The sequence below is a fragment of the Sphingobium sp. EM0848 genome, assembly GCF_013375555.1.
Classification (GTDB): Bacteria; Pseudomonadota; Alphaproteobacteria; order Sphingomonadales; family Sphingomonadaceae; genus Sphingobium.
Genome location: NZ_JABXWB010000001.1, coordinates 2,692,441 through 2,718,702 on the forward strand (window position 1 = coordinate 2,692,441; position 26,262 = coordinate 2,718,702).

At 63.0% G+C, this 26,262-nt stretch carries 22 protein-coding genes; 17 read left to right on the forward strand and 5 right to left on the reverse strand.

The features are described 5' to 3' along the window. The first annotated feature begins 41 nt into the window (after window positions 1-41). Complete coding sequence (locus tag HUK73_RS13115) at window positions 42-2,825, forward strand: TonB-dependent receptor (RefSeq protein WP_176592293.1); 2,784 nt, start codon at window positions 42-44, stop codon at window positions 2,823-2,825. Here the strand turns inward: HUK73_RS13115 and HUK73_RS13120 are convergent. Then, a complete protein-coding gene (locus HUK73_RS13120) occupies window positions 2,803-3,537 on the reverse strand; it encodes a YggS family pyridoxal phosphate-dependent enzyme (RefSeq protein ID WP_176592294.1) in 735 nt (244 codons plus the stop codon). The genes HUK73_RS13115 and HUK73_RS13120 overlap by 23 nt on opposite strands. A gap of 22 nt (window positions 3,538-3,559) precedes the next feature. Between HUK73_RS13120 and HUK73_RS13125 the strand changes: the two genes are divergently transcribed. Continuing rightward, window positions 3,560-4,123: a thiamine phosphate synthase gene (locus HUK73_RS13125; RefSeq protein WP_176592295.1), complete on the forward strand. Its 564-nt coding sequence runs from the start codon at window positions 3,560-3,562 to the stop codon at window positions 4,121-4,123. 62 nt (window positions 4,124-4,185) lie between these two features. On the opposite strand, the gene HUK73_RS13130 is transcribed toward HUK73_RS13125, so the two are convergent. After that, window positions 4,186-4,920: a hypothetical protein gene (locus HUK73_RS13130; protein ID WP_176592296.1), complete on the reverse strand. Its 735-nt coding sequence runs from the start codon at window positions 4,918-4,920 to the stop codon at window positions 4,186-4,188. A 239-nt stretch (window positions 4,921-5,159) separates the two neighbouring features. Here HUK73_RS13130 and HUK73_RS13135 point away from each other — a divergent pair, with 239 nt between their 5' ends. The 6 genes from HUK73_RS13135 (at window position 5,160) to HUK73_RS13160 (ending at window position 12,519) form a co-directional block, all read left to right on the forward strand. Then, complete coding sequence (locus tag HUK73_RS13135; RefSeq protein WP_176592957.1) at window positions 5,160-5,609, forward strand: DUF3576 domain-containing protein; 450 nt, start codon at window positions 5,160-5,162, stop codon at window positions 5,607-5,609. An 82-nt stretch (window positions 5,610-5,691) separates the two neighbouring features. After that, on the forward strand, window positions 5,692-8,223 hold the full coding sequence (gene leuS, locus HUK73_RS13140) for a leucine--tRNA ligase (RefSeq protein WP_176592297.1): 2,532 nt from the start codon (window positions 5,692-5,694) through the stop codon (window positions 8,221-8,223). A gap of 123 nt (window positions 8,224-8,346) precedes the next feature. Then, entirely contained in the window at window positions 8,347-8,844 is a 498-nt protein-coding gene (gene lptE / locus HUK73_RS13145; RefSeq protein WP_176592298.1) for an LPS assembly lipoprotein LptE, read from the forward strand. Then, a complete protein-coding gene (gene holA / locus HUK73_RS13150; protein WP_176592299.1) occupies window positions 8,841-9,878 on the forward strand; it encodes a DNA polymerase III subunit delta in 1,038 nt (345 codons plus the stop codon). Before lptE ends, holA begins: the two co-directional genes overlap by 4 nt. A 46-nt stretch (window positions 9,879-9,924) precedes the next feature. Continuing rightward, window positions 9,925-10,329, forward strand: coding sequence for a peptide-methionine (R)-S-oxide reductase MsrB (gene msrB / locus HUK73_RS13155; RefSeq protein WP_176592958.1), 405 nt, complete (start codon window positions 9,925-9,927; stop codon window positions 10,327-10,329). Window positions 10,330-10,440: 111 nt separating this feature from the next. Beyond that, window positions 10,441-12,519, forward strand: a complete 2,079-nt coding sequence (locus tag HUK73_RS13160) for a transglycosylase domain-containing protein (protein ID WP_176592300.1) — start codon at window positions 10,441-10,443, stop codon at window positions 12,517-12,519. Here the strand turns inward: HUK73_RS13160 and HUK73_RS13165 are convergent. Next, a complete protein-coding gene (locus HUK73_RS13165) occupies window positions 12,516-13,472 on the reverse strand; it encodes a retroviral-like aspartic protease family protein (RefSeq protein WP_176592301.1) in 957 nt (318 codons plus the stop codon). The genes HUK73_RS13160 and HUK73_RS13165 overlap by 4 nt on opposite strands. A gap of 273 nt (window positions 13,473-13,745) precedes the next feature. On the opposite strand from HUK73_RS13165, the gene rho reads away from it, so the two are divergent. Together rho and HUK73_RS13175 are read left to right on the forward strand one after the other, a co-directional pair. Next, complete coding sequence (rho, locus tag HUK73_RS13170; protein ID WP_176592302.1) at window positions 13,746-15,002, forward strand: transcription termination factor Rho; 1,257 nt, start codon at window positions 13,746-13,748, stop codon at window positions 15,000-15,002. A 142-nt stretch (window positions 15,003-15,144) separates the two neighbouring features. Continuing rightward, window positions 15,145-15,867, forward strand: a complete 723-nt coding sequence (locus HUK73_RS13175) for a YjbE family putative metal transport protein (protein WP_176592303.1) — start codon at window positions 15,145-15,147, stop codon at window positions 15,865-15,867. Between the two features lie 63 nt (window positions 15,868-15,930). Here the strand turns inward: HUK73_RS13175 and HUK73_RS13180 are convergent, their stop codons facing one another. Together HUK73_RS13180 and HUK73_RS13185 are read right to left on the reverse strand one after the other, a co-directional pair. Beyond that, window positions 15,931-16,899, reverse strand: a complete 969-nt coding sequence (locus HUK73_RS13180; RefSeq protein ID WP_255326277.1) for a quinone oxidoreductase — start codon at window positions 16,897-16,899, stop codon at window positions 15,931-15,933. A gap of 16 nt (window positions 16,900-16,915) precedes the next feature. Continuing rightward, window positions 16,916-17,614 (reverse strand): dienelactone hydrolase family protein, encoded by a 699-nt coding sequence (locus tag HUK73_RS13185; protein ID WP_176592304.1) that lies wholly within the window; start codon window positions 17,612-17,614, stop codon window positions 16,916-16,918. 157 nt (window positions 17,615-17,771) lie between these two features. Here HUK73_RS13185 and HUK73_RS13190 point away from each other — a divergent pair, with 157 nt between their 5' ends. The 7 genes from HUK73_RS13190 to pepN all read left to right on the forward strand — a co-directional run bounded on the left by HUK73_RS13190 (window position 17,772) and on the right by pepN (window position 26,261). After that, window positions 17,772-18,026 (forward strand): DUF6489 family protein, encoded by a 255-nt coding sequence (locus tag HUK73_RS13190; protein WP_176592305.1) that lies wholly within the window; start codon window positions 17,772-17,774, stop codon window positions 18,024-18,026. Window positions 18,027-18,055: 29 nt separating this feature from the next. Continuing rightward, window positions 18,056-19,339: a tRNA uridine-5-carboxymethylaminomethyl(34) synthesis GTPase MnmE gene (gene mnmE / locus HUK73_RS13195; RefSeq protein ID WP_176592306.1), complete on the forward strand. Its 1,284-nt coding sequence runs from the start codon at window positions 18,056-18,058 to the stop codon at window positions 19,337-19,339. 61 nt (window positions 19,340-19,400) lie between these two features. After that, window positions 19,401-21,251 carry a tRNA uridine-5-carboxymethylaminomethyl(34) synthesis enzyme MnmG gene (mnmG, locus tag HUK73_RS13200; protein ID WP_176592307.1) on the forward strand — a complete coding sequence of 617 codons (1,851 nt, stop codon included), beginning with the start codon at window positions 19,401-19,403 and terminating at the stop codon, window positions 21,249-21,251. Then, the gene (gene rsmG / locus HUK73_RS13205; RefSeq protein WP_176592308.1) at window positions 21,248-21,886 is read left to right on the forward strand and encodes a 16S rRNA (guanine(527)-N(7))-methyltransferase RsmG; all 639 of its coding nucleotides are present in this window, start codon (window positions 21,248-21,250) and stop codon (window positions 21,884-21,886) included. Before mnmG ends, rsmG begins: the two co-directional genes overlap by 4 nt. Beyond that, window positions 21,883-22,665: a ParA family protein gene (locus HUK73_RS13210; protein ID WP_176592309.1), complete on the forward strand. Its 783-nt coding sequence runs from the start codon at window positions 21,883-21,885 to the stop codon at window positions 22,663-22,665. The genes rsmG and HUK73_RS13210 overlap by 4 nt, the downstream gene beginning before the upstream one ends. Further along, window positions 22,662-23,582, forward strand: coding sequence for a ParB/RepB/Spo0J family partition protein (locus HUK73_RS13215; protein WP_176592310.1), 921 nt, complete (start codon window positions 22,662-22,664; stop codon window positions 23,580-23,582). Before HUK73_RS13210 ends, HUK73_RS13215 begins: the two co-directional genes overlap by 4 nt. A gap of 81 nt (window positions 23,583-23,663) precedes the next feature. Beyond that, the gene (gene pepN, locus HUK73_RS13220; RefSeq protein WP_176592311.1) at window positions 23,664-26,261 is read left to right on the forward strand and encodes an aminopeptidase N; all 2,598 of its coding nucleotides are present in this window, start codon (window positions 23,664-23,666) and stop codon (window positions 26,259-26,261) included. The last annotated feature ends 1 nt before the right edge of the window (window position 26,262 follow it).

Here is a 26,262-nt window from a genome sequence, read left to right on the forward strand (position 1 = left end):
CGCGTGGGGAAAATCGCGGGGATGAGGAGAGGGAGCGTAATATGAAGGGGAAGAGCCTTTGGCTGATATCCGCCGCCATGGTCGCATTGGGCAACCTTCCGGCGGCGTGGGCGCAGGACAGCAGCGCCGCCGCTGAACCGGACAACGTCAATATCATCGTCACCGCAACGCGGCGCGCCAGTCCCTTGTCGGATGTGCCGATCGCCGTGTCGGCCGTTACCGCGCAGGCGATGCAGAACAGCGGCGCCACTGATATTCGGTCGCTGAACCAGCTCGCGCCGTCGCTGCTGTTGTCGTCCACCGGAACGGAAGCCAATGCCTCGGCGCGTATTCGCGGGATTGGTACAGTGGGCGACAATCCGGGGCTGGAAAGCTCCGTCGCGGTGTTCATCGACGGGGTTTACCGATCGCGCACGGGCGCGGGTCTCAACGAACTGGGCGAGATCGAGCGGGTCGAGGTGCTGCGCGGACCGCAGGGGACCCTGTTCGGGCGCAATGCCTCGGCGGGTCTGATCAACATCATCAGCAAGGCGCCGGAGTTCAAGCTGGGCGGCAAGGCCGAGGTTACCTACGGCAATTATGACTATTGGCGTCTGGCGGGCCGCATCACCGGGCCGGTCAGCGATCAGCTGGCGCTCAGTCTGGATGGCGTCTGGTCGAAGCGCGACGGCTTCTTCGATCTGGTCGACGCAGCGGGCAAGAAGGTCGGCGACACCAACGACCGTGACCGCTATTTCCTGCGCGGACAGGCGCTGTTCGAGCCGAATGATGCGCTCTCCGTCCGGCTGATCGGGGATTATACCAACCGCGACGAAAGCTGCTGCGGTGCGGCCTATATCGAGACGCGGGAGCGGCGCCCGGTGGCGGGCGGGGGTTACAGCACCGCGCCGTTCAATCGGATCGCGGCGATCCTGGCGGGGCAGGGCAGTGTCTTTGCCGCCGATCCCTATGACCGCCAGCTTCACATCACGCCGGGCCGCGATTATGTGAGCAAGCTCAAGGATTGGGGTGTTTCGGGCGAGATCAATTATGATCTCGGCGGGGCCAAGCTGACCAGCATCACCGCCTATCGCGACTATAAGAGCCAGGATTATGGCGATTATGACTATAGCGGAGCCGACCTGCTCTATCGCGATCCCAACACCTACCGCCAGTTCCGTACCTTTACCCAGGAATTGCGGGCGCAGGGTTCCGCCTTTGGCGAGGTGCTCGACTGGCTGGTGGGCGGCTATTATGCGCATGAGAAGCTGACGCTGGAGGATAATATCCGTTTCGGCGCGGATTATGGGCGCTTTGCGGCCTGCCGTTTGATGGCGGGGGCAAAGGTGAACAGCAACTTCAACGCGGCCCAGTTGGCGGCTTGTGGAAGCGGTCTTATAACGCCGACTTTGATAGGACTTACGCAGAATGGCCTGAATGCTGGTCTGACAGCGGCCTTTCAGCAAGCAGGTTTGTCACCTGTAATCGCAGCTGCGCGCGCTTCCGCAATTTCTGCGGGTCTGGCAGGCGGCTTGACTGCATTGACCAATATTCAATCGGGGGCGGGTGACCAAGCCTCGCTTTATCATCAGAAGAGCGAGAATTGGGCGCTGTTCACGCATAATATCATCCATATCACCAAGCGGCTCGATCTGACTCTGGGCCTTCGCTACACGCATGAGCGCAAGCGCTTCTCGGCTGATTTTGAAAATAATAACGACACCTGCGTGACGTTGCAGAACTCCAGTTTGCCAGGGATCGCGACCGCTGGGCTGGGGGATGCATCGGCCTTAGCAGGAGGCATTCTGACCTTAGGTTGTCTTGGTAATAGTTCCAGCGGCCTTAACGCGCTTAATCTTAAAGATAAAACCAGCGATGGGGAATTTTCCGGCACTGCCGTCCTCTCGTGGAAGCCGGTGGATGAGTTGCTGGTCTATGGCAGCTATTCGAAGGGCTATAAGGCCGGTGGTTACAATCTCGATCGGTTCCAACTGGGATCGACGGGGCTGAACGCGGTTCCCGCTGTGTTTTCGCCACGTCAGCCTTCGGACGTGACCAGCCTGCGCTTCGCCGCCGAGAAGGTCGATGTCTTTGAAATCGGTCTGAAATATACCCAGCCCAAATGGAGCGCGAACATCGCCGCCTTCCGGCAGGAGTTCAAGAATTTCCAGCTCAATACGTTCAACGGCACCAGCTTCGTGGTCCAGAACATCAATGGCTGTGACAGTGGTCTGACGGCATCGCGGACCTGCGCCAGCGATGATGTCGGCCCGGGTCTGATCAGTCAGGGCGTCGAGTTGGAACTGTCGGCAATGCCGGTGCGCAATGTCCGCTTCGCCGGTGGTTTCACCTATGCTCGCGCCCGGTTCGCCAACAGGCTGGTCGGCAGCAGCAATGGCGCGGTGCCGCTCGATCCGGCGCTGTTCCTGTTGCACGGATCCGTCAACTCGCAGGCGCCGGAGGTAGTGACCACGGTCAGCGCATCATGGACGCCCAGCCTGGGCACGGGTGGGCTGTCGGCGCTTTTCTACATTGATGGGCGCATGACCGGCGACTTCAACACCGGGTCCGACCTGTTCCCAGAAAAGCGCCAGGACGGCTATGCGGTCTTCAACGCCCGCATCGGCATCCGTGGGCCGCAGCAGCGCTGGGCGGTCGAATTCTGGGGTCAGAATATCTTCAACCAGGATTACACCCAGGTTGCCTTCAGCAGTCCGTTGCAGTCGAGCAGCCCGGCCACCTCGACCATCGCGCAGTTCCCCACCGCGCCGATGGCGAACCAGCTGATCTCGGCCTATCTGGCCGAACCGCGCACTTACGGCATCACTTTGCGCGGGAGTTTCTGACCATGCCCCTGCCGCTCGTCGGATCGGGGCGAGCGGCGGACGGGCGTTCGCCGAACAAGGCGGTGCCGACGCGGATGTCGGTGGCGCCCAGCATGATCGCCGTTTCATAATCGCCCGACATGCCCATGGAGAGGCGCGCGAGACCTTCCTCGCGCGCCATTTTTGCGAGCAGCGCGAAAAAGGGCGCCGGTTCGATGTCGGCGGGGGGGACGCACATCAGGCCGAGCAGGGGAATGTCGGCGGCCCGCGCCGCCTTGATCAGTGCCGGGGTATCGGCGATGGCGCAGCCGCCCTTCTGCTCCTCCGCACCGATATTGACCTGGATATAGCAGGGAATGCGGCGGTCGGCGGCGTCCATCGCTTTGGTCAGCGCGGTCAGCAACGATGGCCGGTCGAGCGAATGGATGACGTCGAACAGGGCAATGGCGTCGGCCGCCTTGTTGGACTGAAGCTGGCCGACCAGATGCAGTTGGAGATCGGCACATTCTTCGCGCAGGGCGGGCCATTTGCCCTGCGCTTCCTGCACGCGATTTTCCCCGAAGGCGCGCTGGCCGGCGTCAATCAGGGGACGGATGGCGTCGGCCGCCTGCGTCTTGGATATGGCGATCAGGGTGATGTCGTCGGCGGTGCGGTCCGTCAGGCGCGCGGCGCGGCCCATGGCTTCGCGGACGGTAGCCAATCGCTGGGCCGCTTCGAGGGTGTCGGTCGTCATGGGGGCTGCTATAGGCAGGGCCATGAAGCCTCGCCACCGCAAAAAATTGCCGGCCATCTGGTTGCTGACGGATGAGCGCGTGGCGAAGGAGGCTTTGCTGGCTGCCGCGCGGCGCTTGCCCAAGGGGGAGGCGGGGATCGTGCTGCGCCATTATCGGACGCCGACAACCGAGCGGCGGGCCTTGTTCGACCGGCTGGCTGCCATCGCGCGGAGACGGCGGCTGACGCTGATGCTGGGCGGCACGGCGGCGCAGGCGGCAGCGTGGGGCGCGGCTGGCTGGCATGGGCGGGATGGGCGGAGGGCCATGCGCCCGCTGCTGCACAGCGCGCCGGTACATGATGCGCAGGAATTGAGGGCGGCCGAGAGGGGGAGGGCGGACTTCATCTTTCTCTCGCCGCTGTTTCCGACGCGGTCGCATCCGGGCGCACGGACATTGGGGCGGGTGCGTTTCGCGGCGCTGGCGCGGCGGGCCGACATGGACGTGATTGCGCTGGGCGGGGTGCGTGCGGTGCACCGGCCCATGTTGACGGGAATCGGAGCCTCCGGCTGGGCAGCTATTGACGGTTTGTTGATCGAGCGGCGGTGACCGTCGTCAGCGCACGCATTTTGCGGCCCGCAACAGGCACAGGATATCGCAGGCTCGTGCTTTTAGAATTTGAAGATCGTGCCCAGATAGACGGCCTGGGCATCCTGCCGGTCGTCGGTCATCGGCGTCAGGCGGCCAGCGAAGCTGTTATTGTAGCGAATGCCGGCGGTGACGTTCAGGTTACGCGTGAGCGAATAGGAACTGGCCAAATCCAGCGAATAATCCTTGTCCGCACTGGGATTGCGGATCGTCGCGGCGGGTTCGCGGCGGCTTTCGATCAGCACCTTGGTGCTGAAGCGATCCTTCTTGTCCCGATCCCGATCCAGCGAGAAATTCTTGGCGCCCGCCATTTCGACAGGAACCGGATCCAGCTCCTTGCGGCCCACGGCTTCCGGCAAAGCGAACTTGCGCCAGTTATGCGCGCTGTTCAGGCTGAACGCGACCGGCGCGATGTTCACCGTGTCAAGCGTGCGGCTGACGGCGATGCGGTCATTGAGATCGGCTGCGCGCACCATCACGGTGACGGAGCGCTGACCGCTCAGCGAGCCGCTGGTCGGCGTGAAGCGGAAATGCTGGCGCCCCGCCGACGCCGCGATCTTCGCATAGGCGGCTGCCAGGCGCGGGTCTTTGGTCGTGGGGGTGAAAGAGGAGATGCTGCCAAGCGCGCCGAGCGACACGGGAACATCCGCGCGCAGTCGCACGAGATCAGTTGCAGCGCCGATTGCCGGAGACAGCATAAAGCCGGCTGCGGCGATTGCCGAGCCTGCCAATGCAATATGTCCCCTTTTCAGGCGCATGATCCGAATCTCTTCCCCGCCGACTACTTTTCTAGGACTCTCTCTACACGCAAGACTCTGAAATTGGTAGAGCGCGCCCCGTTTTTTATCCGGCCTGTTGCACGGAATACACAGGACTCGTTCACCCGCGCGACGAACCGTGGTGGGGCTGCCGAAGGTGGCGGCCCGGTCCCTCTTGCCGATTGGCGCGGCTTCTCTATAGAAGCGAAGCGTTTTTCTCGTTTGATGGGACAGTCATGATGGTCCGCCGCCTTTCCACGCCCCTTTCCGCCGGTCTGCTGCTGGCAGCTGTTCTGCCGCTCGCCGCTTGCGGCGGTGGCGCCAAGGATCGTCCCAAGGCGGATCTCGCCGCGTCGAAGGTCACGACCATTGGCGTCAACGCCTATCTGTGGCGCGCGACGCTGGACACCCTGTCCTTCATGCCGATGGTGCAGACGGATTCGAACGGCGGCGTGATCGTGACCGACTGGTACGCCAATCCGAACAGCCCCAATGAACGGATGAAGCTGACCGTCTCGATCCTCGATCAGGATCTGCGCGCCGATGCGCTGCGCGTCGCCGCCAGCCGTCAGGTCAGCCAGAACGGCCAGTGGGTCGATGCCCCGGTTCAGGCCGCGACCGTGCAGAAGCTGGAGGAGATCATCCTGACCAAGGCGCGCGATCTGCGCCGCATGGCGATTGCAGGCTAAAGCCCTTTTTTCCGTCGATTTTATGAAACAACGGGGCTGGGCTTGCAAAAGCTCAGCCCGAATGCATTTTGAGGACTAACCCATGCAAAGGCGCTTCAACCCACTTGAGGCCGATGCCCGTTGGCAGGCCGTCTGGGACGAGAAGCAGACGTTCAAGGCGTCCGACAGCAGCGACAAGCCGCGCAGCTATGTGCTGGAGATGTTCCCCTATCCCTCGGGGCGCATTCATATCGGTCATGTGCGCAACTATTCTATGGGCGATGTGCTGGCGCGATTCCGTCGGATGACCGGGCATGAGGTGCTGCATCCCATGGGTTGGGACGCCTTCGGCATGCCCGCCGAAAATGCCGCGATGGAAAAGAAGGTGCATCCCGGCGCCTGGACCCGTTCCAACATCGCGACGATGCGGGCGCAGCTCAAGAAGCTGGGCTTCGCGCTGGACTGGAGCCGGGAACTCGCCACCTGCGAGCCAGATTATTACGGCCAGGAACAGGCGCTGTTCCTCGACATGCTGGAAGCGGGTCTGGTCTATCGCAAGGAATCGGCGGTCAACTGGGACCCGGTCGACATGACCGTTCTGGCCAATGAGCAGGTGATTGACGGCAAGGGCTGGCGTTCCGGCGCGCTGGTCGAGAAGCGCAAGTTGAGCCAGTGGTTCCTGAAGATCACCCAGTTCGCGGACGATCTGCTGGGCGGCCTCAAGACGCTCGACCAGTGGCCCGACAAGGTCAAGCTGATGCAGGAGAACTGGATCGGCAAGTCGGTCGGCCTGCAATTCCGTTTCAAGCTGGACGCGCCGGTGGGCGACATCGCCGAGGTCGACGTTTTCTCCACCCGTCCCGACACGATCTTCGGCGCGAGCTTCGCCGCCATCGCGGCCGACCATCCAATCGCGCTGGCGCTGGCCGCGAAGGATGCCGCGCTCCACGCCTTTGCCGAGGAATGCCGCCAGACCGGCACCGCCGCGGCCGAGGTCGAGACGCAGGAAAAGAAGGGCTATGACACCGGCCTGTCGGTGATCCACCCCTTCACGGGCGCCAGGCTGCCGCTGTTCGTCGCCAATTTCGTGCTGATGGACTATGGCACCGGCGCCGTCATGGCGGTTCCGGGGCATGACCAGCGCGACCTCGACTTCGCGCGCAAATATATGTTGCCCGTGGAGCGCGTCGTCGCCGCTGAGGGCGATGAGGGCAAGGGTATTGGCGACGAAGCCTATACCGGTTCCGGTCGCCTCGTGAACTCGGACTTCCTGAACGGTCTGGGCGTCGAAGAGGCCAAGGCCGAGGTTATCCGCCGCGCCGAGAGCGAGGGCTGGGGCACCGGCACCACGGTTTTCCGCCTGCGCGACTGGGGCGTGTCGCGCCAGCGCTATTGGGGCACGCCGATCCCGGTCATCCATTGCGACGACTGCGGCCCGGTGGCTGTGCCCAAGGACCAGTTGCCCGTGGTGCTGCCCGAGGATGTCAGCTTCGACATTCCCGGCAATCCGCTGGATCGCCACCCGACATGGAAGCATGTCGATTGCCCCAAATGCGGCAAGGCGGCACGGCGTGAGACAGACACGCTGGACACCTTCGCGGACTCCAGCTGGTATTTCATCCGCTTCGCCAGCCAGCCCAAGGACAGGCCCTTCGACCGCGAGACGGTCGAGAAATGGCTGCCGGTCGGCCAATATATTGGCGGCGTGGAACATGCGATTTTGCATCTGCTCTATGCCCGTTTCTGGACGCGCGCGCTCCAGCACATGGGGCAGCTGGGCTTTGCCGAGCCGTTCACCGGCCTCTTCACCCAGGGCATGGTGACGCACGAAACCTACAAGTCGCCCGAAGGCGTCTGGCTGGCGCCGCAGGATGTCGAGCGGCAGGGCGACAGGCTGGTCATGGTCGAAAGCGGCGCGCCGGTCACGGTCGGCCGCGTCGAGAAAATGTCCAAGTCCAAGAAGAATGTCGTCGATCCCGATGACATCATCGCCCAATATGGCGCGGACGCGGTGCGCTGGTTCATGCTGTCCGACAGCCCGCCGGAACGCGATTTGCCCTGGACCGAAGCCGGGATCGAAGGATCATGGCGTTTCGTGAACCGTCTGTGGAGGCTGTTCGGGGAGGCGGACAAGGCTGCCGAAGGGCAGGAAGTTTCTGGTCAGGATCGGGCCCTCGACCGCAAGTTGCATCAGACCGTCGACGGCGTAGCCAAGGATATCGAGGCCCTGTCCTTCAACAAGGCGGTGGCGAAGATCTACGAACTCACCAACGCGGTCGAAAAGGCCAAGCCTTCCGCCAGCCGCAGCGCTGCGATTCGCGCACTGGCGTTGCTGGTCGCGCCGATGACTCCGCATCTCGCGGAAGAGGCCTGGGCCGACATGGGCGAACAGGGGCTGATTGCGGAAGCCGCCTGGCCGGCGGTCGATCCCGCGCTGCTGGTCGAGGATGAAGTGACCATCGCCTGCCAGGTGATGGGCAAGCTGCGCGACACCATCACCGTCCCCAAGGGTACGCCGAAGGATGAGCTGGAAAAGCTGGCCCTTGCCGCGCCCAATGTGGTCCGCACGCTGGACGGCGCGACGCCGAAGAAGGTGATTGTGGTGCCCGATCGTCTGGTGAACCTGGTCGTCTGATCGCGAACGGACGGAAGGGTGAAGGATTGGTAGACCGTTCACCCTTCTATTTTCGTTTGTTTGCCGCATTCTGCGAGCCTTCGACTGTTCCAGCCGACTTCAGAATGCTCTAAGGGTCCTTCCATGAAGCGCATTTTGCCCCTGCTCGGCCTTACGGTTCTCCTCTCCGCCTGCGGGCTGCGTCCCGTCTATGGCGGGGGCAGCCATGGCACGGTCGCGCAGACGCTCGGCAATGTCGAGGTGCAGCCGATCGAGGGCAAGGGCGGCTGGCTGGTGCGCAATGCGCTGAACGACCGGCTGGCGGCGATGAGCGGCACCGGGCCCGGTTATAAGCTGGTGGTGAAGCTGGAGGATGACATTAGCGGCTTCGGCCTGCGCTCCGACGCCGCCGTGACGCGGGAGCGTCGGACGCTGCGTGCCCGCTACCAACTGATCGACAGCACCACGGGTGCGCAGATTCTGGACGCTACCGCCGGATCGGATGTCGGCATCGATGTCGTGTCCAGCGAATATGCGACGATCGCGGCCGAAGACACGGCGCTGGAACGCCTGTCGCAAACCATTGCGGATCAGATCGTCAATCGGCTGGCCATGTTCGCCCGACGGGAAAAGGCCCGTTGAAGGCCAGTCGCGGCCAGATCGAAAAGGCGCTCGACGCAGCAGGCCAGGGATTGGCCGCCGATTGCCGCTTCTTCCTGCTCTACGGTCCCGATGAAGCGGGTAGCGCCACGCTTGCCAAGCGGCTGGAGCGCGCCATGGGACCGGAGGCGGAACGGATCGATCTCGACGGGCCGACTCTGCGCGACGATCCGGCGCGGCTGGCGGACGAGGCCGCATCCTTCTCCATGTTCGGGGACAAGCGCTGGATTCGCCTGAATGGCATTGGCGAGGAATCGCTCTCCGCGCTGACTGCGTTGCTGGAGGCGGAAGCGGCGGGCAATCCGGTCATCGCCTTGGCCGGTGCACTGAAGGGCACGTCGAAGCTGCTGAAGCTGGCGCTCGATCACAAGCAGACCATGGCCTTCGCATCCTACCAGCCCGACGCGCGGGAGGCGGAGCAGATCGCCATCGCCATCGCGCGGGAAGGGGGGCTGCGCCTGTCGTCCGAACTCGGCCGCCGCATCGCGGACCTCACCAATGGCGATCGTACGCTGATGGCGGGGGAGGTGGAGAAGCTGATCCTCTATCTCGACGCCGCGCCCGACCGCCCGCGCGAGGCGACCGAAGAGGCGCTGGATGCGTTGTCGGCGGATAATCCCGATTCCGATGCGGCACCGTTGGTGAACGCCGTGCTGGGCGGCGATTTGCGCGGCATGCACCGGGAGCTGGGGCGTCTGGCGGAAGCGGGAACGGCGATGGCGGCGGTGCTGCGGCCGCTTTTGACCCGCGCCATGCTGCTGGCCAATATCCGCGCCGATTTCGATGACAGCGGACGGCTGGAGGGCGCGGTCGAGGCAGCGGGCAAGGCGGTCTTCTGGAAGGAAAAAGGCATCGTCACGCGGCAGGTCCGCATCTGGGATGCGACCGGCATCGCCCGCGTCATCCAGCGGCTGGCTCAAGCCGAGCGTGCCAGCCGGTCGGGCAGGGGACTGGGCGATCTGATGGTCCGCCACGAATTGCTCGCCATCGCCCGACAGGCGGCGCGCGAGCGGTGAGCCTAAGCGCTTGATCGGACGCCGTGCCGACGCCATATTGCCGCGCATGGACAAGCTCAACCTGACCGATGCCGAATGGCGCGAGCGCCTTTCCCCCGAACAATATCATATCCTCCGCGAGGGCGGCACGGAACGGGCGTTCACCGGCAAGTATAACAGCAACAAGGCTGATGGCCTCTATTTCTGCGCCGGTTGCGGCACGGAGCTGTTCGACGCGGAAGAAAAATATGACAGCGGTTCGGGTTGGCCCAGCTTCACCGCGCCGGTCGACATCGATGCGGTCGATGAAATCCGCGACACCAGCCATGGCATGATCCGCACCGAAGTCCGTTGCGCGAAATGCGACGGGCATCTGGGGCATGTCTTTCCCGATGGGCCGGGGGTCAACGGCCTGCGCTATTGCATGAACAGCGCGTCGCTCGATTTCAAATCGCGCGACGACGTTGAATAATCGTTCATCGCCTGTAAAGCGTCGCTTCTCTTGAGAACCCTCAAGAGTCTGCGCGGCCTGCACAGCTTTTCCACTGGCCGCCTTTCCGTTTAGCGCATATCCGGGCGAACCATGGCACGATCGAGCAGTGAACCGCGAGGCAGGGTGAAGAAATGGCTGATACGCGGCCTGAAGATCGGGCTGGTCGGCATCGTCAGCGCCGTCATCGCGGTCGTGGTCGCTGTGGTGATCGCCTATCAGTCTCTGCCTGACTATGAATCGCTGAAATCCTCTCCCAATGGGCAGATGATCCGTGTTCATGCGGCGGACGGCAGCGTCATCGTTTCGCTGGGGCCGAGTTTCGGCCGGTGGCTGAGTTATGACCAGATTCCCACGGTCATGGTCGACGCGATGGTGTCGACCGAGGACAGGCGCTATTATCTCCATCCCGGCGTCGACCCTGTCGGCATGGCGCGCGCCGCCTGGGTGGCGCTGGAGCGGCGCGGCACCGGTCGCCGCTGGCAGGGCGCCTCCACCATCACCCAGCAGGTGACGCGCAACATCTTCCTCAACAACAGCTATAGCTGGGGCCGCAAGGTTCGGGAGATGGTGCTGGCGCTGGCGCTGGAACGCAAATTCTCCAAGCGTCAGATCCTCGAACTCTACCTCAACAAGGTGTATTTCGGCGGTGGCGCCTATGGCATTGATGCGGCCAGCCGGAAATTCTTCGGCCATCCCGCGACCGGCCTGAATCTGCCCGAAGCAGCGATCATCGCCGGGTTGGTGAAGGCCCCGTCCAGCTATTCCCCCACTGCTGACAAGGAAGCAGCCATCGGCCGCGCCGGGGTGGTGCTGGAACTGATGCAGGACAATGGCGTGATCAGCGCAGCGCAGCGGGCCGGCGCCGACCTTCAGGACGTGAAGATGGCGCCCGAACCGCCGCAGAACAGCGTGCGCTATTTCACCGACTGGGCGCTGCCGCAGCTCGACACGCTGATCGACGAACCCAATGAGCCGCTGGAGGTCTATACCACCATCGACCTTGGCATGCAGAAGGCGGCGACCGCTGCGATCCAGGCGAATGTCAGCAACGGCATGCAGGGCGCGCTGGTGTCGCTCGACCGCGACGGCGCGGTCAGGGCGATGGTCGGCGGCCTTGATTATGTGACCTCCAACTATAACCGCGCCACGACGGCGACGCGCCAGCCTGGCTCGGCCTGGAAGATCTTCGTCTATATGGCGGCGCTGGAGGCGGGCTACACGCCCGATACCGGCGTCACCGACAGCGCGGTCGACATTAATGGCTGGAAACCGCGCAACAGCAATGGCCGCTATTCCGGCGACATCGATATCCGCACCGCCTTTGCCTATTCGGTCAACACCGTTGCGGCGAAACTGGGTGTGGAGGTCGGTTTCCCGACCATTGCCGATATGGCGCGGCGTTTCGGCATCACGACGCCGATCAACACCCATCCCTCCATGGTGCTGGGCACGTCCGACGTCCGGCTGATCGACATGACCCGCGCCTTCGCCTCCATCGCGCGCAAGGGGGTGGCGGTGACGCCCTATGGCATTACCAAGGTGACGACCGCTGATGGCCGTGTCCTCTACGAGCATCAGGACGATACCAGCCGTGTGCTGGTCGCGCCCTGGGTCGCGGCGGGCATGACCGACCTGATGCAGACGGCGGTCAGCACCGGCACCGGCAAGGCTGCGCAGATCGGTCGTCCGGTCGCGGGCAAGACCGGCACCACCAACAGCGGCAAGGATGGCTGGTTCCTCGGCTTTTCCAGTGGCATCACCACCGGCGTCTGGGTCGGCCGTGACGATGCGAAGCCCGTGCCTGCCCTCTATGGCGGCCGCGCCCCGGCGCACGCCTTTGCCGATTATATGAAGGTCGCCGTCGCCAATCGCCCGGTCGAACAGTTCGAGACGCAGGTGACTCTGCCCGAATGGCAGTTGGAGCCGGACGATGAAGCCTATTATGGCCAGCCCGACAACGGAATGGACGGGGGCATGATGGTCGATGAAAACGGCCTGCCCATCGAACGCGGGCGGCAGGCGCCGCAGGACGATCAGCAGAGCGACGACCAGGGGGCAGACGCTGCCCCCAATCCCGCCGATCGTCCCCAGCCACCCCGTCTGGACCAGCAATGGATCGACAATGTGCTGGGCCGCAACCGTCAGCAGCAACAGCCGCCGTCGCGCTAACCCGCCGCCCGCCGCGTTGCGGCAAAGCGGGTTCGGTCGAGCAATCCGGTATCGGGCAGGAGGAAGTCCACCTTCCCTCGCCCGAAATCGATTGCCACCCGATCGAAGACCTTGAGCGCATCGATGCCGAGCAGCAGAGTGGGTTTGTCCTGAAGGTCCAGTTCCCTGAAGGGCTGGGCGTCGGCGAACATGACCGGCGTGTCCTTCAGCGTCACCTGCCCCATGCGGATCCGGTCGATGAGGCCAAGCTGGCCTGCCAAAGACTCGCCCGTCACGCTGGTCAGCGTCACCTGACTCAGCGCCGGCGCCCTCTTCTTGCGCATCAGCTTGTTCATCAGCGCCATATTGCCGACGCTGATCGACGTGCCGGTGTCGAGGATGATGGCGACCTTCGTTCCGTTCACTTCGGAATTGAGCAGGATCAATTGCCCCTTGCGCCGGTGGGCCTCGACGATGATGGCGTTGGGATCGCGCCAGCTCTGCTTGCTGGTGCTGATCTCCATTCGCCCCGTGCGGAAATTGAGCAGCAGTCGTTTGGCATGCAGCCCGTCCAGCCCCAACAGTCCCGCCGCGCCGAGATTGTCGCCCTCCAGCACCGGCGCTTCGATGTCGTCCACCACCGTCTGGCCGAAGCCGAGCCGCGGCACGGCAACCGTGTCGACCTCAGCCCGGCCGGTCATGCTGACGATCGTCACCCGATCGCGCACCGGCAGCGCCAGCCGTTCGGCCAAAGCACGGGAAATGACGGTCCGCTGCGATCCGGTGTCGACCACGAAGTTCCACGGACCCTTGCCGTCGATCTGGATCGGAATGGTGATGCGGGAATCGGAACTGGGGACGGTGCGGACGACGGCCGGCGGTTCGTCCGGATTGAGCGTCGGGCGGTCTTGCGCCGCAAGGGGAGGGCTGGCAATCGCGATGGCGATGCCCAGAGCGGCGCGCAGGCGTCCCATCTCCTCATACCTCCATTATTTTATATCTGTATAGCATGAGCGCCCGCAATCCGCCCATCCCATTTCATGCGCGCCAGGCCGTGGAGCGGCAATTTTCTGTCCCCTGCCATCGTCGAGCCGCCTTGACTTGCCGGGGGTCGGATCGCTAAACGCCAGACACTCCACCCGCCCGTCCGGCGCGGGCGTTCCCGAGTCTTTAGCCGGGCACTGACTTTCCCATTTCGATTTCCCTATTTTCCTTCCCTGTCTCTCCATCCATCGGACTTCACGCGAATGCACCTTAAGGATCTCAAGAAAAAAGCGCCTGCCGACCTCGTAACCATGGCGGAGGAGCTGGGCGTCGAAGGCGCATCGACCCTGCGCAAGCAGGACCTGATGTTCGCGATCCTCAAGGTTGAGGCCGATAATGGCGAGCAGATCATGGGCGAGGGCACGATCGAGGTGCTGCCCGATGGCTTCGGTTTCCTGCGCAGCCCGGAAGCGAATTTCCTGGCCGGTCCGGACGACATTTATGTCTCGCCCAATCAGGTCCGCAAATTCGGCCTGCGCACCGGCGACACGGTGGAAGGCGAAATCCGCGGGCCCAAGGATGGCGAGCGCTACTTCGCTCTCACCAAGCTGATCTCGGTCAATTTCGACGATCCTGAAGTCGTCCGCCACCGCGTCAATTTCGATAACCTGACGCCGCTTTATCCGACGCAGAAGCTGACGCTCGACACGCTCGACCCGACGATCAAGGACAAGTCGGCCCGCGTCATCGACATCGTCTCGCCGCAGGGCAAGGGCCAGCGCGCGCTGATCGTCGCGCCGCCGCGCACGGGTAAGACCGTGCTGCTCCAGAACATCGCCAAGGCGATCACCGACAACCATCCCGAAGTCTTCCTGATCGTCCTGCTGATCGACGAGCGCCCGGAAGAAGTCACCGACATGCAGCGCAGCGTGAAGGGCGAGGTCGTTTCCTCGACCTTCGACGAACCGGCGCAGCGCCACGTTCAGGTGGCCGAGATGGTGATCGAAAAGGCCAAGCGCCTTGTGGAACACAAGAAGGACGTGGTGATCCTGCTCGACTCGATCACGCGTCTGGGCCGCGCCTACAACACGGTGGTTCCGTCCTCGGGCAAGGTGCTGACCGGCGGTGTCGACGCCAATGCGCTCCAGCGGCCGAAGCGCTTCTTCGGTGCCGCGCGTAACATCGAGGAGGGCGGTTCGCTCTCCATCATCGCGACTGCGCTGATCGACACCGGCAGCCGCATGGACGAAGTCATCTTCGAAGAGTTCAAGGGCACCGGCAACTCGGAAATCGTCCTCGACCGCAAGGTGGCGGACAAGCGCATCTTCCCGGCACTGGACGTCGGCAAGTCGGGCACCCGCAAGGAAGAGCTGCTGGTCGACAAGGCCAAACTTTCCAAGATGTGGGTGCTGCGCCGTATCCTGATGCAGATGGGCACGGTCGACGCGATGGAATTCCTGCTCGACAAGATGAAGGATTCCAAGACCAACGAGGATTTCTTCGACTCGATGAATCAGTAAGCGGTCCAGCGGTTTGTGTTCCTGATGCCCGGAATAGCAAACCGCTCCGCCACTCTTATTTGCCGCAATTGCCATGCCGCCGGACAGATGTTCGGCGGCAAATTGTTTTAAGGCCATATTTTTCAGGGGAATTCAGGCCGTCATGCTCGATCTTTTCGCCACCGCTGCCGCGGCTGTTCAGGGGCCTGGCTCCCTGGCCAGCATCTGGGCCCATATCGTCAATGATTTCAGCAATATCGGTACACCGGCGGCGTTGGCGGCCTTCGGTCAGGTGCTGATGATCGACGTGCTGCTGGCGGGGGACAATGCCATTGTCGTCGGTGCGCTTGCGGCGGGACTCCCGGCGGAGCAGCGCAAGAAGGTCATAATGATCGGCATCCTCGCCGCGCTGGTGTTGCGGATCGGCTTTGCGCTGGTCGTGACGCAGTTGATGCAGATTGTCGGCCTGATTCTGGCGGGCGGGCTGCTGCTGCTGTGGGTCGCGTTCAAGATGTGGCGGGAACTGCATCCCAAAAGGGGCGGGGACACGCCCGACGACACCAGCGATGACGATGTGTCGGGCCTGCGTCCCGCCAAGAGCTTTGCGGGGGCGGCCTGGGCCGTCGCCGTCGCTGACGTCTCGATGAGCCTCGACAATGTGCTGGCGGTCGCCGGTGCGGCGCGGGATCATCCCGGCATCCTGATCATCGGGCTTATCCTGTCGGTTGCGCTGATGGGCATCGCGGCGAACATCATCGCCAAATATATCGAGCGTTTCCGCTGGATCGCCTATATTGGGCTTGCCGTCATCATCTATGTGGCAATCAAGATGATCTATGATGGAGTGGTCGATCATCAGGTGGGCATATTGACGCTGTTTGTCTAAACGCCCGAGCAGGGTTTGAAAAAGGGTTGGAACCGCTGAGTTCCAACCCTTTTTTTCTGCCCATCAGGGCCGGAGGACAGTGGACCCGCTGGTTGCCCGTGCTTCGAGCGCCCGATGCGCTTCAGCGGCATCGGCCAGGGCAAAGCGTTGGCCGATGGTCGCCTTGATCACGCCGCGCGCCATATGGTCGAACAGCCGTTCGGCGGTATGCGCCAGTTCCTCCGGCGTTGCGATATAATCGAACAGCTTGGGACGGGTGACATAGAGCGAACCGCCATCGCTGAGATCCAGCAGGCTCACCGGCGGCACCGCGCCTGATGCATTGCCATAGCTGACCATCAGCCCCCGCCGCTTGAGCGAGGCGAGCGACGCCCCCCAGCTATCCTTGCCGACGCCGTCATAGACTACATCCACGCCCTTGCCTCCGGTCAGTTCCCGTACCGTGGCGGAGAGCTTGTCGAAGGGGCCGTGCAGGCTATGATCGGCGTTGACCCGCGCGGCCTTTTCCGCCGACCCGCAATGGGCGATCACCACCACGCCCTTATCGCGCAGCCAGGGAACCAGAACCGACCCGACACCGCCCGCCGCCGCATGGACCAGCGCAACGTGACCCGCATGCAGCGCAATGCTGTCTTCGGCAAGATAGCAGGCGGTCATGCCCTTCAGCATCATCGCCGCGGCATCTTCCGTGCTGACCGTGTCGGGAATCTTCACGACGCGGTCAGCCGGAACGATGCGGTGCGTGGCATAGGCGCCCAGGCCACTGACGCAGCCCACCCTGTCGCCTACGGCCAGACCGGTCACGCCCGATCCGACTGCGGCGATATGCCCCGCGCTCTCCGACCCGAGCGGAGTCGGCAAGGGCGCGGGATAGAGGCCGGTGCGATAATAGGTGTCGATGAAGTTCAGGCCGATGGCATCCTGTTCGATCAGCACTTCATGTTCAGCCGGGGCGCCGGGATCGAATTGCTCCCGTTCGATCACCTCCGGTCCGCCATGCGATCGGGCCACCATCCGCCATGCGTGCGTCATCGACATTGTTTCCTTGTCAGAGATGGGCCGCGAAGAAATCGGCCGTGCGCTGGTCGGCCAGCTGCGCGGCGTCCTCATTGCGGCGATTGCCCATTTCGGCGGCAAAGCCATGGTCCAGCCCCTCATAGTCATGCAGGGTGACATGGCGATTATCCTTCAGCCCTTCATGCATCTTCTGCTGGACTTCGGGCGGCACAAAGCCGTCGGCGGTCGGGATATGCAGCAGCACCGGCTTGCCGATGGCATGCTGCTCACCGAGCAGGCCGTCGATCCCGACGCCATAATAGCCGACAAAGGCATCGCCATCGGTGCGGCAGGCGGACATGAACACCAACCGCCCACCCAGGCAATAGCCGACCAACCCGACCTTGCCGCCAGCGCCCAGCTCCGCACGGGCCGCCTTGATCGTCGCTTCGATATCGCGAATGCCCTGATCCTGGTTGAACTTCTGCATATGGCCGATCGCCGCCTGAAATTCTTCGGGGATATCGGCATCCAGTTCGACATGGGGCTTTTCGCGCCAGAACAGGTCGGGCGCCAGCGCCAGATAGCCTGCCTTCGCCCATTGGTCGCATTTGCGGCGAATGCCTTCATTCACGCCGAAAATTTCCTGAACGACGACAATAGCGGCCTTCGGCGTGCCGTCCGGCCGGGCAACATAGACATCGAACTGGGCATCGCCCTCCAGCGTCGAGACGGATGTAAATGCTGCCATGGGATAATCCTTTCCTTTTCCGAACAAGGCTGATGGGCGGCATAATGGCGCTTGGCGGGCCAAGTGCAAGCCGGTACGCCGTCAAAAAATTTGCTTTCGTGGGCCTTGTTGCGGCATGAGAAGGGGGATCAAGGGCCGCAACAAAAGGGTGTGTGCGATGAAGGTAAGTGTAGATGTCGATTGCACCCCGGCGGAGGCGCGGGCGTTTCTCGGCCTGCCGGACGTGACGCCCATTCACGACAAATATGTGAAGACGATGCTCGACAGCTTCGACGGCGTCGCCAATGTCGAGCAGATGGAGACGCTGTTCAAAAGCTTCTCTCCGATGGGCGATGCGGGAATGCGGTTGTTCAGGCAGATGATGGATATCGGTCTGGCGGGCATGCAGGGCAAGAATGGCGACAAGGGCTGAGGGCCGCTCTGGCGGATTGATCGACGTTCGTGACTGACACCATCTTTGCCCTGTCGAGCGGCGCGCCGCCTGCCGGGATCGGAATCATCCGCATCAGCGGGGCGCAGGCGGGCATGGCGTTGCAGGCGCTGGCGGGAATGGTGCCGATGGCGCGGCGGGCACGGCTGGCGCTGCTGACCGACCCGCGCGATGGTGCGGCGCTGGATCGCGCGCTCATTCTCTGGTTCCCCGGTCCCTCCACGGTCACGGGCGAAGATTTGGCCGAGTTGCACTGCCATGGCGGGCGCGCTGTCATTGCCGCCGTTGAGGAGGCATTGGGCGCGCTGCCCGGATTGCGCCGGGCCGAGCCGGGAGAGTTTACCCGCCGCGCCTTCGCCAATGGCCGCATGGACCTGAACGCGGTGGAGGGGCTGTCCGATCTGCTCGCCGCTGAAACGCAGCAGCAGCGTCGGGCTGCGTTGCTGATGGCCGAAGGCCATTTTTCCCGGCGCATCGATGGCTGGCGCCGCTCCGTGCTGGAACTGTCGGCGCTGACCGAGGCGGCGCTCGATTTTTCCGATGAAGATGACGTGCCCGACGCGAGTATAGAGGCGCGGATCGGGAACGAGATATGCGCGCTGGCGGGCGAGGTGGCGGCCATATTGACGGCGCCTTCCGCCGAGCGGTTGCGCGACGGCGTGCGGGTGGTCCTGGCGGGACCGCCCAATGCGGGGAAATCGACATTACTGAACCGGCTGGTCGGGCGAGATGCCGCGATCGTGTCGGACATTGCGGGGACGACGCGCGACCGGATCGAGGTGCCTGCGGCGCTGGGTGGGGTCGCTTTCCTCTTCACCGATACGGCAGGACTGCGATTAGAGGCGGGTGACGCGATCGAAGCCATCGGCATGGATCGGGCACGTCTTGCTTTGGAAGCGGCGGATATCATCGTCTGGCTGGGCGATCGGGTGGATGTGCCGCGCGCGGATTCACTGCTGGTTGCCGCCCAATCGGATCGTTGGGAGGGTGATGACCGGCCCGGCCTTCACCTGTCCGCCCGAACGGGGGAGGGCATGGACGCGCTGGTGACGATGTTGCTGGAGCGAGCTGCGAAGCTGCTGCCGGGAGAGGGCGACTATGCCCTGCACAACCGTCAACGCGAGGGCGTTGGTCAATTGCATGGCCATCTGCTGGCGGCAGGCCAAGCGCGTGATCTGTTGATCGTGGCCGAAGAATTGCGGCAGGCCCGCAATGCCATTGATGCGCTCACGGGGCAGGCCAGTACGGAGGATATGCTGGACCGTCTGTTCGCGGGTTTCTGCATTGGCAAATAGGCCGCTGTTCCACGTGGAACAGTTTTGACCCGGACGGCCCGAATCTGATAAGGGCCAGCCCATGCGAACAAGCTATGATGTGATTGTGGTCGGCGGTGGCCACGCAGGTTGCGAAGCGGCCTCAGCGGCGGCGCGGAAGGGCGCGTCGGTTGCGTTGCTGACTTTTGAGAAGGCGACGGTCGGCGCGATGTCCTGCAATCCCGCCATCGGTGGTCTGGGCAAGGGGCATCTGGTTCGAGAGGTCGATGCGCTGGACGGTCTGATCGCGCGCGCCGCCGATGCTGCTGCCATTCACTATCGGATGCTGAACAGCAGCAAGGGGGCGGCGGTGCAGGGGCCGCGCGTCCAGGCCGATCGCAAGCGGTATCGGGCGGAGATTCATCGCCTGCTCGACGCGCAAAGCGGGTTGGAGATTGTCGAGGGCGAAGCGGTCGAACTGTTGCTCGATGGTGCGACGGTAAGCGGTTTGCGGTTGGCCGATGGACGGCGGCTTTCGGGACGAGCGGTGGTGTTGGCGACCGGCACCTTCCTCGGGGGAAAACTATTCCGTGGTGAGGACCTCATGGTAGGTGGCCGCACCGGCGAACGGGCGGCGACCGAATTGGGGGGTCAACTCCGTGCGCTGGATTTGCCCATGGCGCGGCTCAAGACGGGGACGCCACCCCGCATCGATGGGAGGACCATCGACTGGGCGCGTCTGGAAGAACAGCCGTCGGATAAGGCAGGCTGGACGATGTCTGCGCTTTCCTCCGGTCGCGTTCTGCCCCAGCTGTCCTGCGCCATCACTCGGACCAATGACAGAACCCATTCCATCATCCGCGACGGGCTTGGGCGTTCGCCTCTGTTCAGTGGTGCGATCGAGGGACGCGGGCCGCGCTACTGCCCCTCGATCGAGGACAAGGTTCTCCGCTTTGGCGATCGTGATGGTCATCAAATCTTTCTGGAACCGGAAGGGTTGGACGATCATCTGGTCTATCCAAATGGCATCAGCACTTCGCTGCCAGCGGATATTCAATTGGCGCTGGTCCGATCGATGGCTGGACTGGAAAAGGCTGAAATCGTCGTTCCCGGCTACGCCGTCGAATATGACCATATCGACCCGCGTGCGCTGGATTCCACATTGGAGGTCCGCGACGTGGCCGGCCTGTTCTGTGCCGGGCAGATCAACGGCACGACTGGATATGAGGAGGCTGCGGCGCAGGGTCTGGTGGCGGGCGCCAATGCGGCGGCCCATGCCCTTGGAGAGGAGCCGCTGATTCTCGATCGAGCGAGCAGCTATATAGGGGTGATGATCGACGATCTCGTGTTGCAGGGGGTTACCGAGCCCTATCGGATGTTGACGGCCCGTGCTGAATATCGCCTCCGGTTGCGAGCCGATAATGCGGGAACGCGCCTTGCTCCCATTGGACGGGATCATGGCCTGTTGGGGCCGGAGCGCGCCGCTTATTATCATGCGCGGGATCGCGAACGGCGGTGGGTCGAAGAGGAACTGGCGCGGCCATTGTCGGCGACCGAGATGGCGCGGGCTGGGGCCGCGGTTCGGCAGGATGGTGCGCGTCGCTCGCTGTTCGATTGGGCGCGTTTTCCAGAGGTGAGCCGGGCGTTGTTGTTCGAGTTGGCTCCGTCGCTGGTAGAGGTGGAAAGCGACCTGCGCGAAGAGATTTTGGAGGATGCGCATTATGCACCCTATCTGGAGCGACAGCAGGCGGAGATCGCTGAACTGCGGCGGAACGAACGGGTGGTGATCCCGGCCGATTTCGATTTTGGGACCATTGGGGGTCTTTCGACCGAAATGATTGAGCGACTGGATAAGGCGCGGCCTGATACGCTGGCGGCAGCAAGCCGTATCCGGGGCATCACGCCTGCTGCGCTGGCGGCGGTGCTGGTTCATATCCGGCGGCGCGCGGCGTGACAGAGGAGGAAGCGCGGGGTTGGCTGGGCGAGCGTTTCCATGTTTCACGTGAAACATGGAAACGGCTTGAGGGCTATGTAGCCATCCTTCTCGATGAGATGGAGCGGCAAAATCTGATCGCGGAATCGACGCGTCCGCATATCTGGGCAAGGCATATTGTTGATTCTGCCCAGCTTATCCCGCTCGCAAGCGCGGCGGAGGAGGGGCCTTGGATCGATCTGGGATCGGGCGCGGGCTTGCCCGGAATCGTCGCCGCGATCCTGACTGACCGTCCGGTTCAGATGGTGGAATCGCGTCGTAAGCGGATCGATTTTCTGAACGCCGTGATCAGCGATCTGGGCTTGGGCAGGGCAAGCGTCTTTGGTGGCCGTGTCGAAACCGTGCCACCCACTCAAGCGGCCATCATCAGCGCGCGGGCCTATGCGCCTTTGCCGCGTCTGCTTGAATCCGCGATCCATCTTTCCGATGAAAAGACGATTTGGGTGCTCCCAAAAGGACGAAATGCGCAGAATGAACTGGAGGTCGCGACTCGGACGTGGCAAGGTGTGTTCCACGTGGAACGCAGCGTGACTGATGCCGACAGCGCCATCATCGTTGCGCAAACCGTTCAATCCAGAAGGAAAGCCCGAGGATGATCCAAATCGCCATTGCCAACCAGAAAGGCGGCGTCGGAAAGACCACCACCGCGATCAATCTGGCCACGGGCCTGGCGGCCACAGGTCTGCGCGTGCTGCTGGTCGACCTCGACCCACAGGGCAATGCGTCGACGGGTCTTGGTGTCCATCAGGCCGACCGCGCCCAGTCCAGCTATGATCTGCTGGTTGGCAATTGCGCGCTGGAAGATGCGATCATCACCACGCGCGTTCCCAAGCTGGACATCGTTCCCGCCACCCAGGATCTGTCCGGCGCGGAAATCGAACTGATCGAATATGAGGAGCGGACCCATCGGCTGGAGCGAGTTCTCGCCGAAGCGCAGCCGGGGCGCTGGGATATTTGCCTGATCGACTGTCCGCCTTCGCTGGGTTTGCTGACCATCAATGCGATGGTTGCGGCTCAGTCGCTTCTGGTCCCATTGCAGTGCGAATTTTTCGCGCTGGAGGGATTGTCGCAGCTCCTTCAGACCGTCGAGCGTATCCGCGGCCGTTTCAATCCGGGCCTGTCGATCATGGGTGTGGCGCTCACCATGTATGATCGCCGTAACCGCCTGACCGATCAGGTGGCCGACGATGTGCGCGCCTGTCTCGGCGATCTCGTCTTTTCCACCGTCATTCCCCGCAATGTGCGCCTGTCCGAAGCGCCCAGCCATGGCGTTCCGGCGCTCATCTATGATTTCCGTTGTCCGGGGTCGGAAGCCTATATGCGTCTGGCGCGCGAACTCATTGCGCGCCTGCCCCGTCAGGAGGTTGCTGCTTGAGTGAAGAGAATTTGACGAAGCCCGCCAAGCGTCCCCAGGGGCTTGGCCGGGGTCTGTCTGCGCTGTTGGGTGATGTGGCGCGCGAAGAGCCGGTCGCGCCGGTTGCAACCTCCAATCCTTCCACCAAGGCAATCCAGAGCATTGAAGTCGCGCTGATCCAGCCGCATCCGGAACAGCCGCGCCGCCATTTCGACGATGGCGCGCTACAGGAACTGGCGGACAGTATCGCCAAGCGTGGCGTTATCCAGCCGATCATTGTCCGGCCCCATGGTGGCGGATTCCAGATCGTTGCGGGTGAACGCCGCTGGCGCGCGGCTCAACGGGCGCAATTGCACCGCATCCCTGCCATTGTGCGCGATTTCGATGAAGCGGAAACGCTGGAGATCGCGCTGATCGAAAATATCCAGCGGGAGGATCTGAATCCGATCGAAGAGGCGGAAGCCTATCGCAAGCTGATCGCGGAATTTCATCATAGCCAGGAAGCACTTGGTCGATTGGTCGGCAAGTCGCGCAGCCATGTCGCGAATCTGATGCGTCTGCTCGACCTGCCCGCGCCGGTGCAGCAGCAGGTGATCGAACAGAAGCTCAGCATGGGCCATGCGCGGGCTCTGATCGGGGCGCCAGATTGCGAAGCTCTGGCCCGGACGGTGGAAGCCAAAGGGCTGTCCGTCCGTGATACCGAGCAGCTTGTCCGCCGCGCCAAGACGGGCGATACGGCTTCAACCCGTCAGCGCAGCCCTGCGGCCAAGGATAATGATCCCGACATCGTCGCGTTGGAGCAGCATCTGGCGGACATATTGGGTGTGAAAGTCGACATCAGCTATGGCGCGAATGGCAACGGCATGCTGTCGCTGCATTATTCGACGCTCGATCAGCTCGATATGTTGTGCCAGCGGCTGTCCGGCGAGCGTATCTAAAAAGATGATGTGAAATGTGACGGCGCGCATTTTCCTGCGCCGTCACTGGTCTTTTTCCTGTCAAAACCTTAGGCTGTCGGGATGGCCGACATCCAATCCTCTCCCGCCGCCCCGACCGTCATTCACCGTCAGGATTATCGCCCGCCCGATTGGCTGGTGCCTGATATTGCGCTCGACTTCGATCTCGATGCCGCCGCGACCCGCGTTCGCGCAACCCTCGCCGTTATGCGCAATGGCGAGCATGACCGGCCGCTGAAGCTCGACGGAGATGGCCTTCTTCCCCTTGAGATAAAGGTGGATGGCCGCACGCTCACGCCGGATCAATGGGCGCTGGAGGCGGGGACGCTGATGATCCCGCTTTCGGGTGCCGCCCGCAGCATCGAAACGCTGGTGGAGATCGCGCCGCAGAGCAACAGCAAGCTGATGGGACTTTATGCCAGCGGCGGCCTGCTCTGCACCCAATGCGAGGCAGAGGGCTTCCGCCGCATCACCTTCTTCCCCGATCGCCCGGACGTGCTCTCTCGCTATGCGGTGCGCATGGTGGCGGACAAGGCGCAATATCCGATATTGCTTGCCAATGGTGATCCGGTCGAGCGGGGCGATCTGCCCAATGGCCGCCACTGGGCGCGCTGGAACGATCCTTTCCCCAAGCCCTGCTATTTGTTCGCACTGGTCGCGGGCGATCTTTCCTGCAACGCCGACCGTTTCGTGACGATGAGCGGGCGCGAGGTGCAACTCGGCATCTGGGTCAAGGAAGCCGATCTGCCCCGTACCGCCCATGCCATGCAGGCGCTCAAGAACAGCATGGCCTGGGATGAGCGGGTCTATGGCCGCGAATATGATCTGGACGTGTTCAACATCGTTGCCGTGGCCGATTTCAACTTCGGCGCGATGGAGAATAAAGGCCTCAACATCTTCAATTCACGCTATATTTTGGCCGATCCCGAAACCGCGACCGACATTGACTATGATGGGGTTGAGGGCGTGGTTGCGCATGAATATTTCCACAACTGGTCCGGTAATCGCGTCACCTGCCGCGACTGGTTCCAACTGAGCCTCAAGGAAGGCTTCACCGTTTTCCGTGATCAGAATTTCTCGGCCGACATGGGAAGCCATGCGGTGAAGCGGATTGAGGATGTCCGCATCCTGCGGGCCGCCCAGTTTCAGGAGGATAGCGGCCCGCTCGCGCATCCGATCCGGCCTGAATCCTATATGGAAATCAGCAATTTCTACACGGCGACCATTTATAACAAGGGTGCCGAGGTTATCCGCATGATGGCGCTGATGCTCGGCCCGGAACGTTTCCGGGCCGGCACCGATCTCTATTTCGAGCGTCATGATGGCGAAGCCGCGACATGCGAGGATTTCGTCCGCGCCATGGAAGAAGGGGGGCAGATCGACCTTGCCCAGTTCCGCCGCTGGTATGCGCAGGCGGGCACGCCGCACGTCCGGGCGCTGCTGACCCACGATCCGATGAGCCGGACGGCGACGCTCCATCTGGAACAGACCGTTCCGCCCACGCCGGGTCAGCCGGAAAAGCAGCCCATGGCGATTCCGCTCCGGACGGCATTGTTCGACCGTGCTTCGGGCAAGAGCCGGGGCGACGAACTGTTGATGCTGACCGAGGCGACGCAGAGTTTCACCTTCGACAATTGGCAGGACGCGCCGCTGCTGTCGATCAATCGTGGCTTTTCCGCCCCGGTCATTGTCGAAACCAACCGCAGCCAGGACGATCTGGCCTTTCTGTCGGCGCATGATGACGATCCCTTCGCCCGTTATGAGGCGATGCAGCAGTTGATGGTGAATGTGCTGGTCGGCCGTATCGGCGGACAGCCTGTCGATGAGGATGCGGTGATCGCCGCGATCCGCGACACGGCCAACGATCCGCTGCTCGATCCGGCCTTTGTTGCGGAAGCGATCCGTTTGCCCAGCGAAGCCTATCTGGGCGATCAGATGGCGGTGGTCGATCCCGATGCGATCCACGCTGCCCGCGACGCGCTGCAACGGCGGATCGGCACTGATCTGGAGCCTCTCTGGCGCGATATCCATGCCAAGACCAGGGCGAACGGCTTTGCGCTGTCTTCCGCCGCCAAAGGTGCGCGCAAGCTGCGCAACACCGCGCTGCACTATCTGGCGGCGTCGGGTACGCAGGACGGCCCGGCGGTGGCTTTTGGCCAGTTCAGCGAGGCCGACAATATGACCGAGCGACAGGCCGCGCTCGCGACGCTGGCCAATGGCACCAGCGCGGAGCGGGAGGCGGCGCTGGACATCTTCTACAACCGCTATCGCGACGATGCGTTGACGCTGGACAAATGGTTCCAGACGCAGGCCTTTGCCTTCCATCCCGATACGGTCGATCTGGTCGAGGAATTGGGGAAGCACAAGGACTTCACCTTGGCCAATCCCAATCGGGTTCGGTCGCTCTATGGCGCCTTTGCGGGCAACCAGTGGGCGTTCCATCACAAGTCGGGCAAGGGCTATCGGCTAGTTGCCGACTGCATCATCGCGCTGGACAAACTCAATCCGCAGACGGCTGCGCGGTTGGTGCCGCCTCTGGGCCGCTGGAAGCGCTTCGATCAAGGGCGCGCGGCGCTCATGCGGGCGGAATTGCAGCGTATCCTGGCCGAACCGGGGCTGTCGAAGGATGTCACCGAACAGGTGAGCAAGAGTCTCGAATAGC

What these genes read in the sequence shown, in the direction of transcription:
- leuS (WP_176592297.1), top strand. Translation starts at nt 5,692, where the DNA reads ATGCAAAGGCGCTTCAACCCACTTGAGGCCGATGCCCGTTGGCAGGCC.
- HUK73_RS13120 (WP_176592294.1), bottom strand. Translation starts at nt 3,537, where the DNA reads ATGACGACCGACACCCTCGAAGCGGCCCAGCGATTGGCTACCGTCCGC.
- msrB (WP_176592958.1), top strand. Translation starts at nt 9,925, where the DNA reads ATGGACAAGCTCAACCTGACCGATGCCGAATGGCGCGAGCGCCTTTCC.
- HUK73_RS13160 (WP_176592300.1), top strand. Translation starts at nt 10,441, where the DNA reads ATGGCACGATCGAGCAGTGAACCGCGAGGCAGGGTGAAGAAATGGCTG.
- lptE (WP_176592298.1), top strand. Translation starts at nt 8,347, where the DNA reads ATGAAGCGCATTTTGCCCCTGCTCGGCCTTACGGTTCTCCTCTCCGCC.
- HUK73_RS13190 (WP_176592305.1), top strand. Translation starts at nt 17,772, where the DNA reads ATGAAGGTAAGTGTAGATGTCGATTGCACCCCGGCGGAGGCGCGGGCG.
- HUK73_RS13115 (WP_176592293.1), top strand. Translation starts at nt 42, where the DNA reads ATGAAGGGGAAGAGCCTTTGGCTGATATCCGCCGCCATGGTCGCATTG.
- HUK73_RS13180 (WP_255326277.1), bottom strand. Translation starts at nt 16,899, where the DNA reads ATGACGCACGCATGGCGGATGGTGGCCCGATCGCATGGCGGACCGGAG.
- HUK73_RS13135 (WP_176592957.1), top strand. Translation starts at nt 5,160, where the DNA reads ATGGTCCGCCGCCTTTCCACGCCCCTTTCCGCCGGTCTGCTGCTGGCA.
- mnmG (WP_176592307.1), top strand. Translation starts at nt 19,401, where the DNA reads ATGCGAACAAGCTATGATGTGATTGTGGTCGGCGGTGGCCACGCAGGT.
- HUK73_RS13210 (WP_176592309.1), top strand. Translation starts at nt 21,883, where the DNA reads ATGATCCAAATCGCCATTGCCAACCAGAAAGGCGGCGTCGGAAAGACC.
- HUK73_RS13165 (WP_176592301.1), bottom strand. Translation starts at nt 13,472, where the DNA reads ATGGGACGCCTGCGCGCCGCTCTGGGCATCGCCATCGCGATTGCCAGC.
- HUK73_RS13185 (WP_176592304.1), bottom strand. Translation starts at nt 17,614, where the DNA reads ATGGCAGCATTTACATCCGTCTCGACGCTGGAGGGCGATGCCCAGTTC.
- HUK73_RS13175 (WP_176592303.1), top strand. Translation starts at nt 15,145, where the DNA reads ATGCTCGATCTTTTCGCCACCGCTGCCGCGGCTGTTCAGGGGCCTGGC.
- HUK73_RS13125 (WP_176592295.1), top strand. Translation starts at nt 3,560, where the DNA reads ATGAAGCCTCGCCACCGCAAAAAATTGCCGGCCATCTGGTTGCTGACG.
- rho (WP_176592302.1), top strand. Translation starts at nt 13,746, where the DNA reads ATGCACCTTAAGGATCTCAAGAAAAAAGCGCCTGCCGACCTCGTAACC.
- pepN (WP_176592311.1), top strand. Translation starts at nt 23,664, where the DNA reads ATGGCCGACATCCAATCCTCTCCCGCCGCCCCGACCGTCATTCACCGT.
- HUK73_RS13130 (WP_176592296.1), bottom strand. Translation starts at nt 4,920, where the DNA reads ATGCGCCTGAAAAGGGGACATATTGCATTGGCAGGCTCGGCAATCGCC.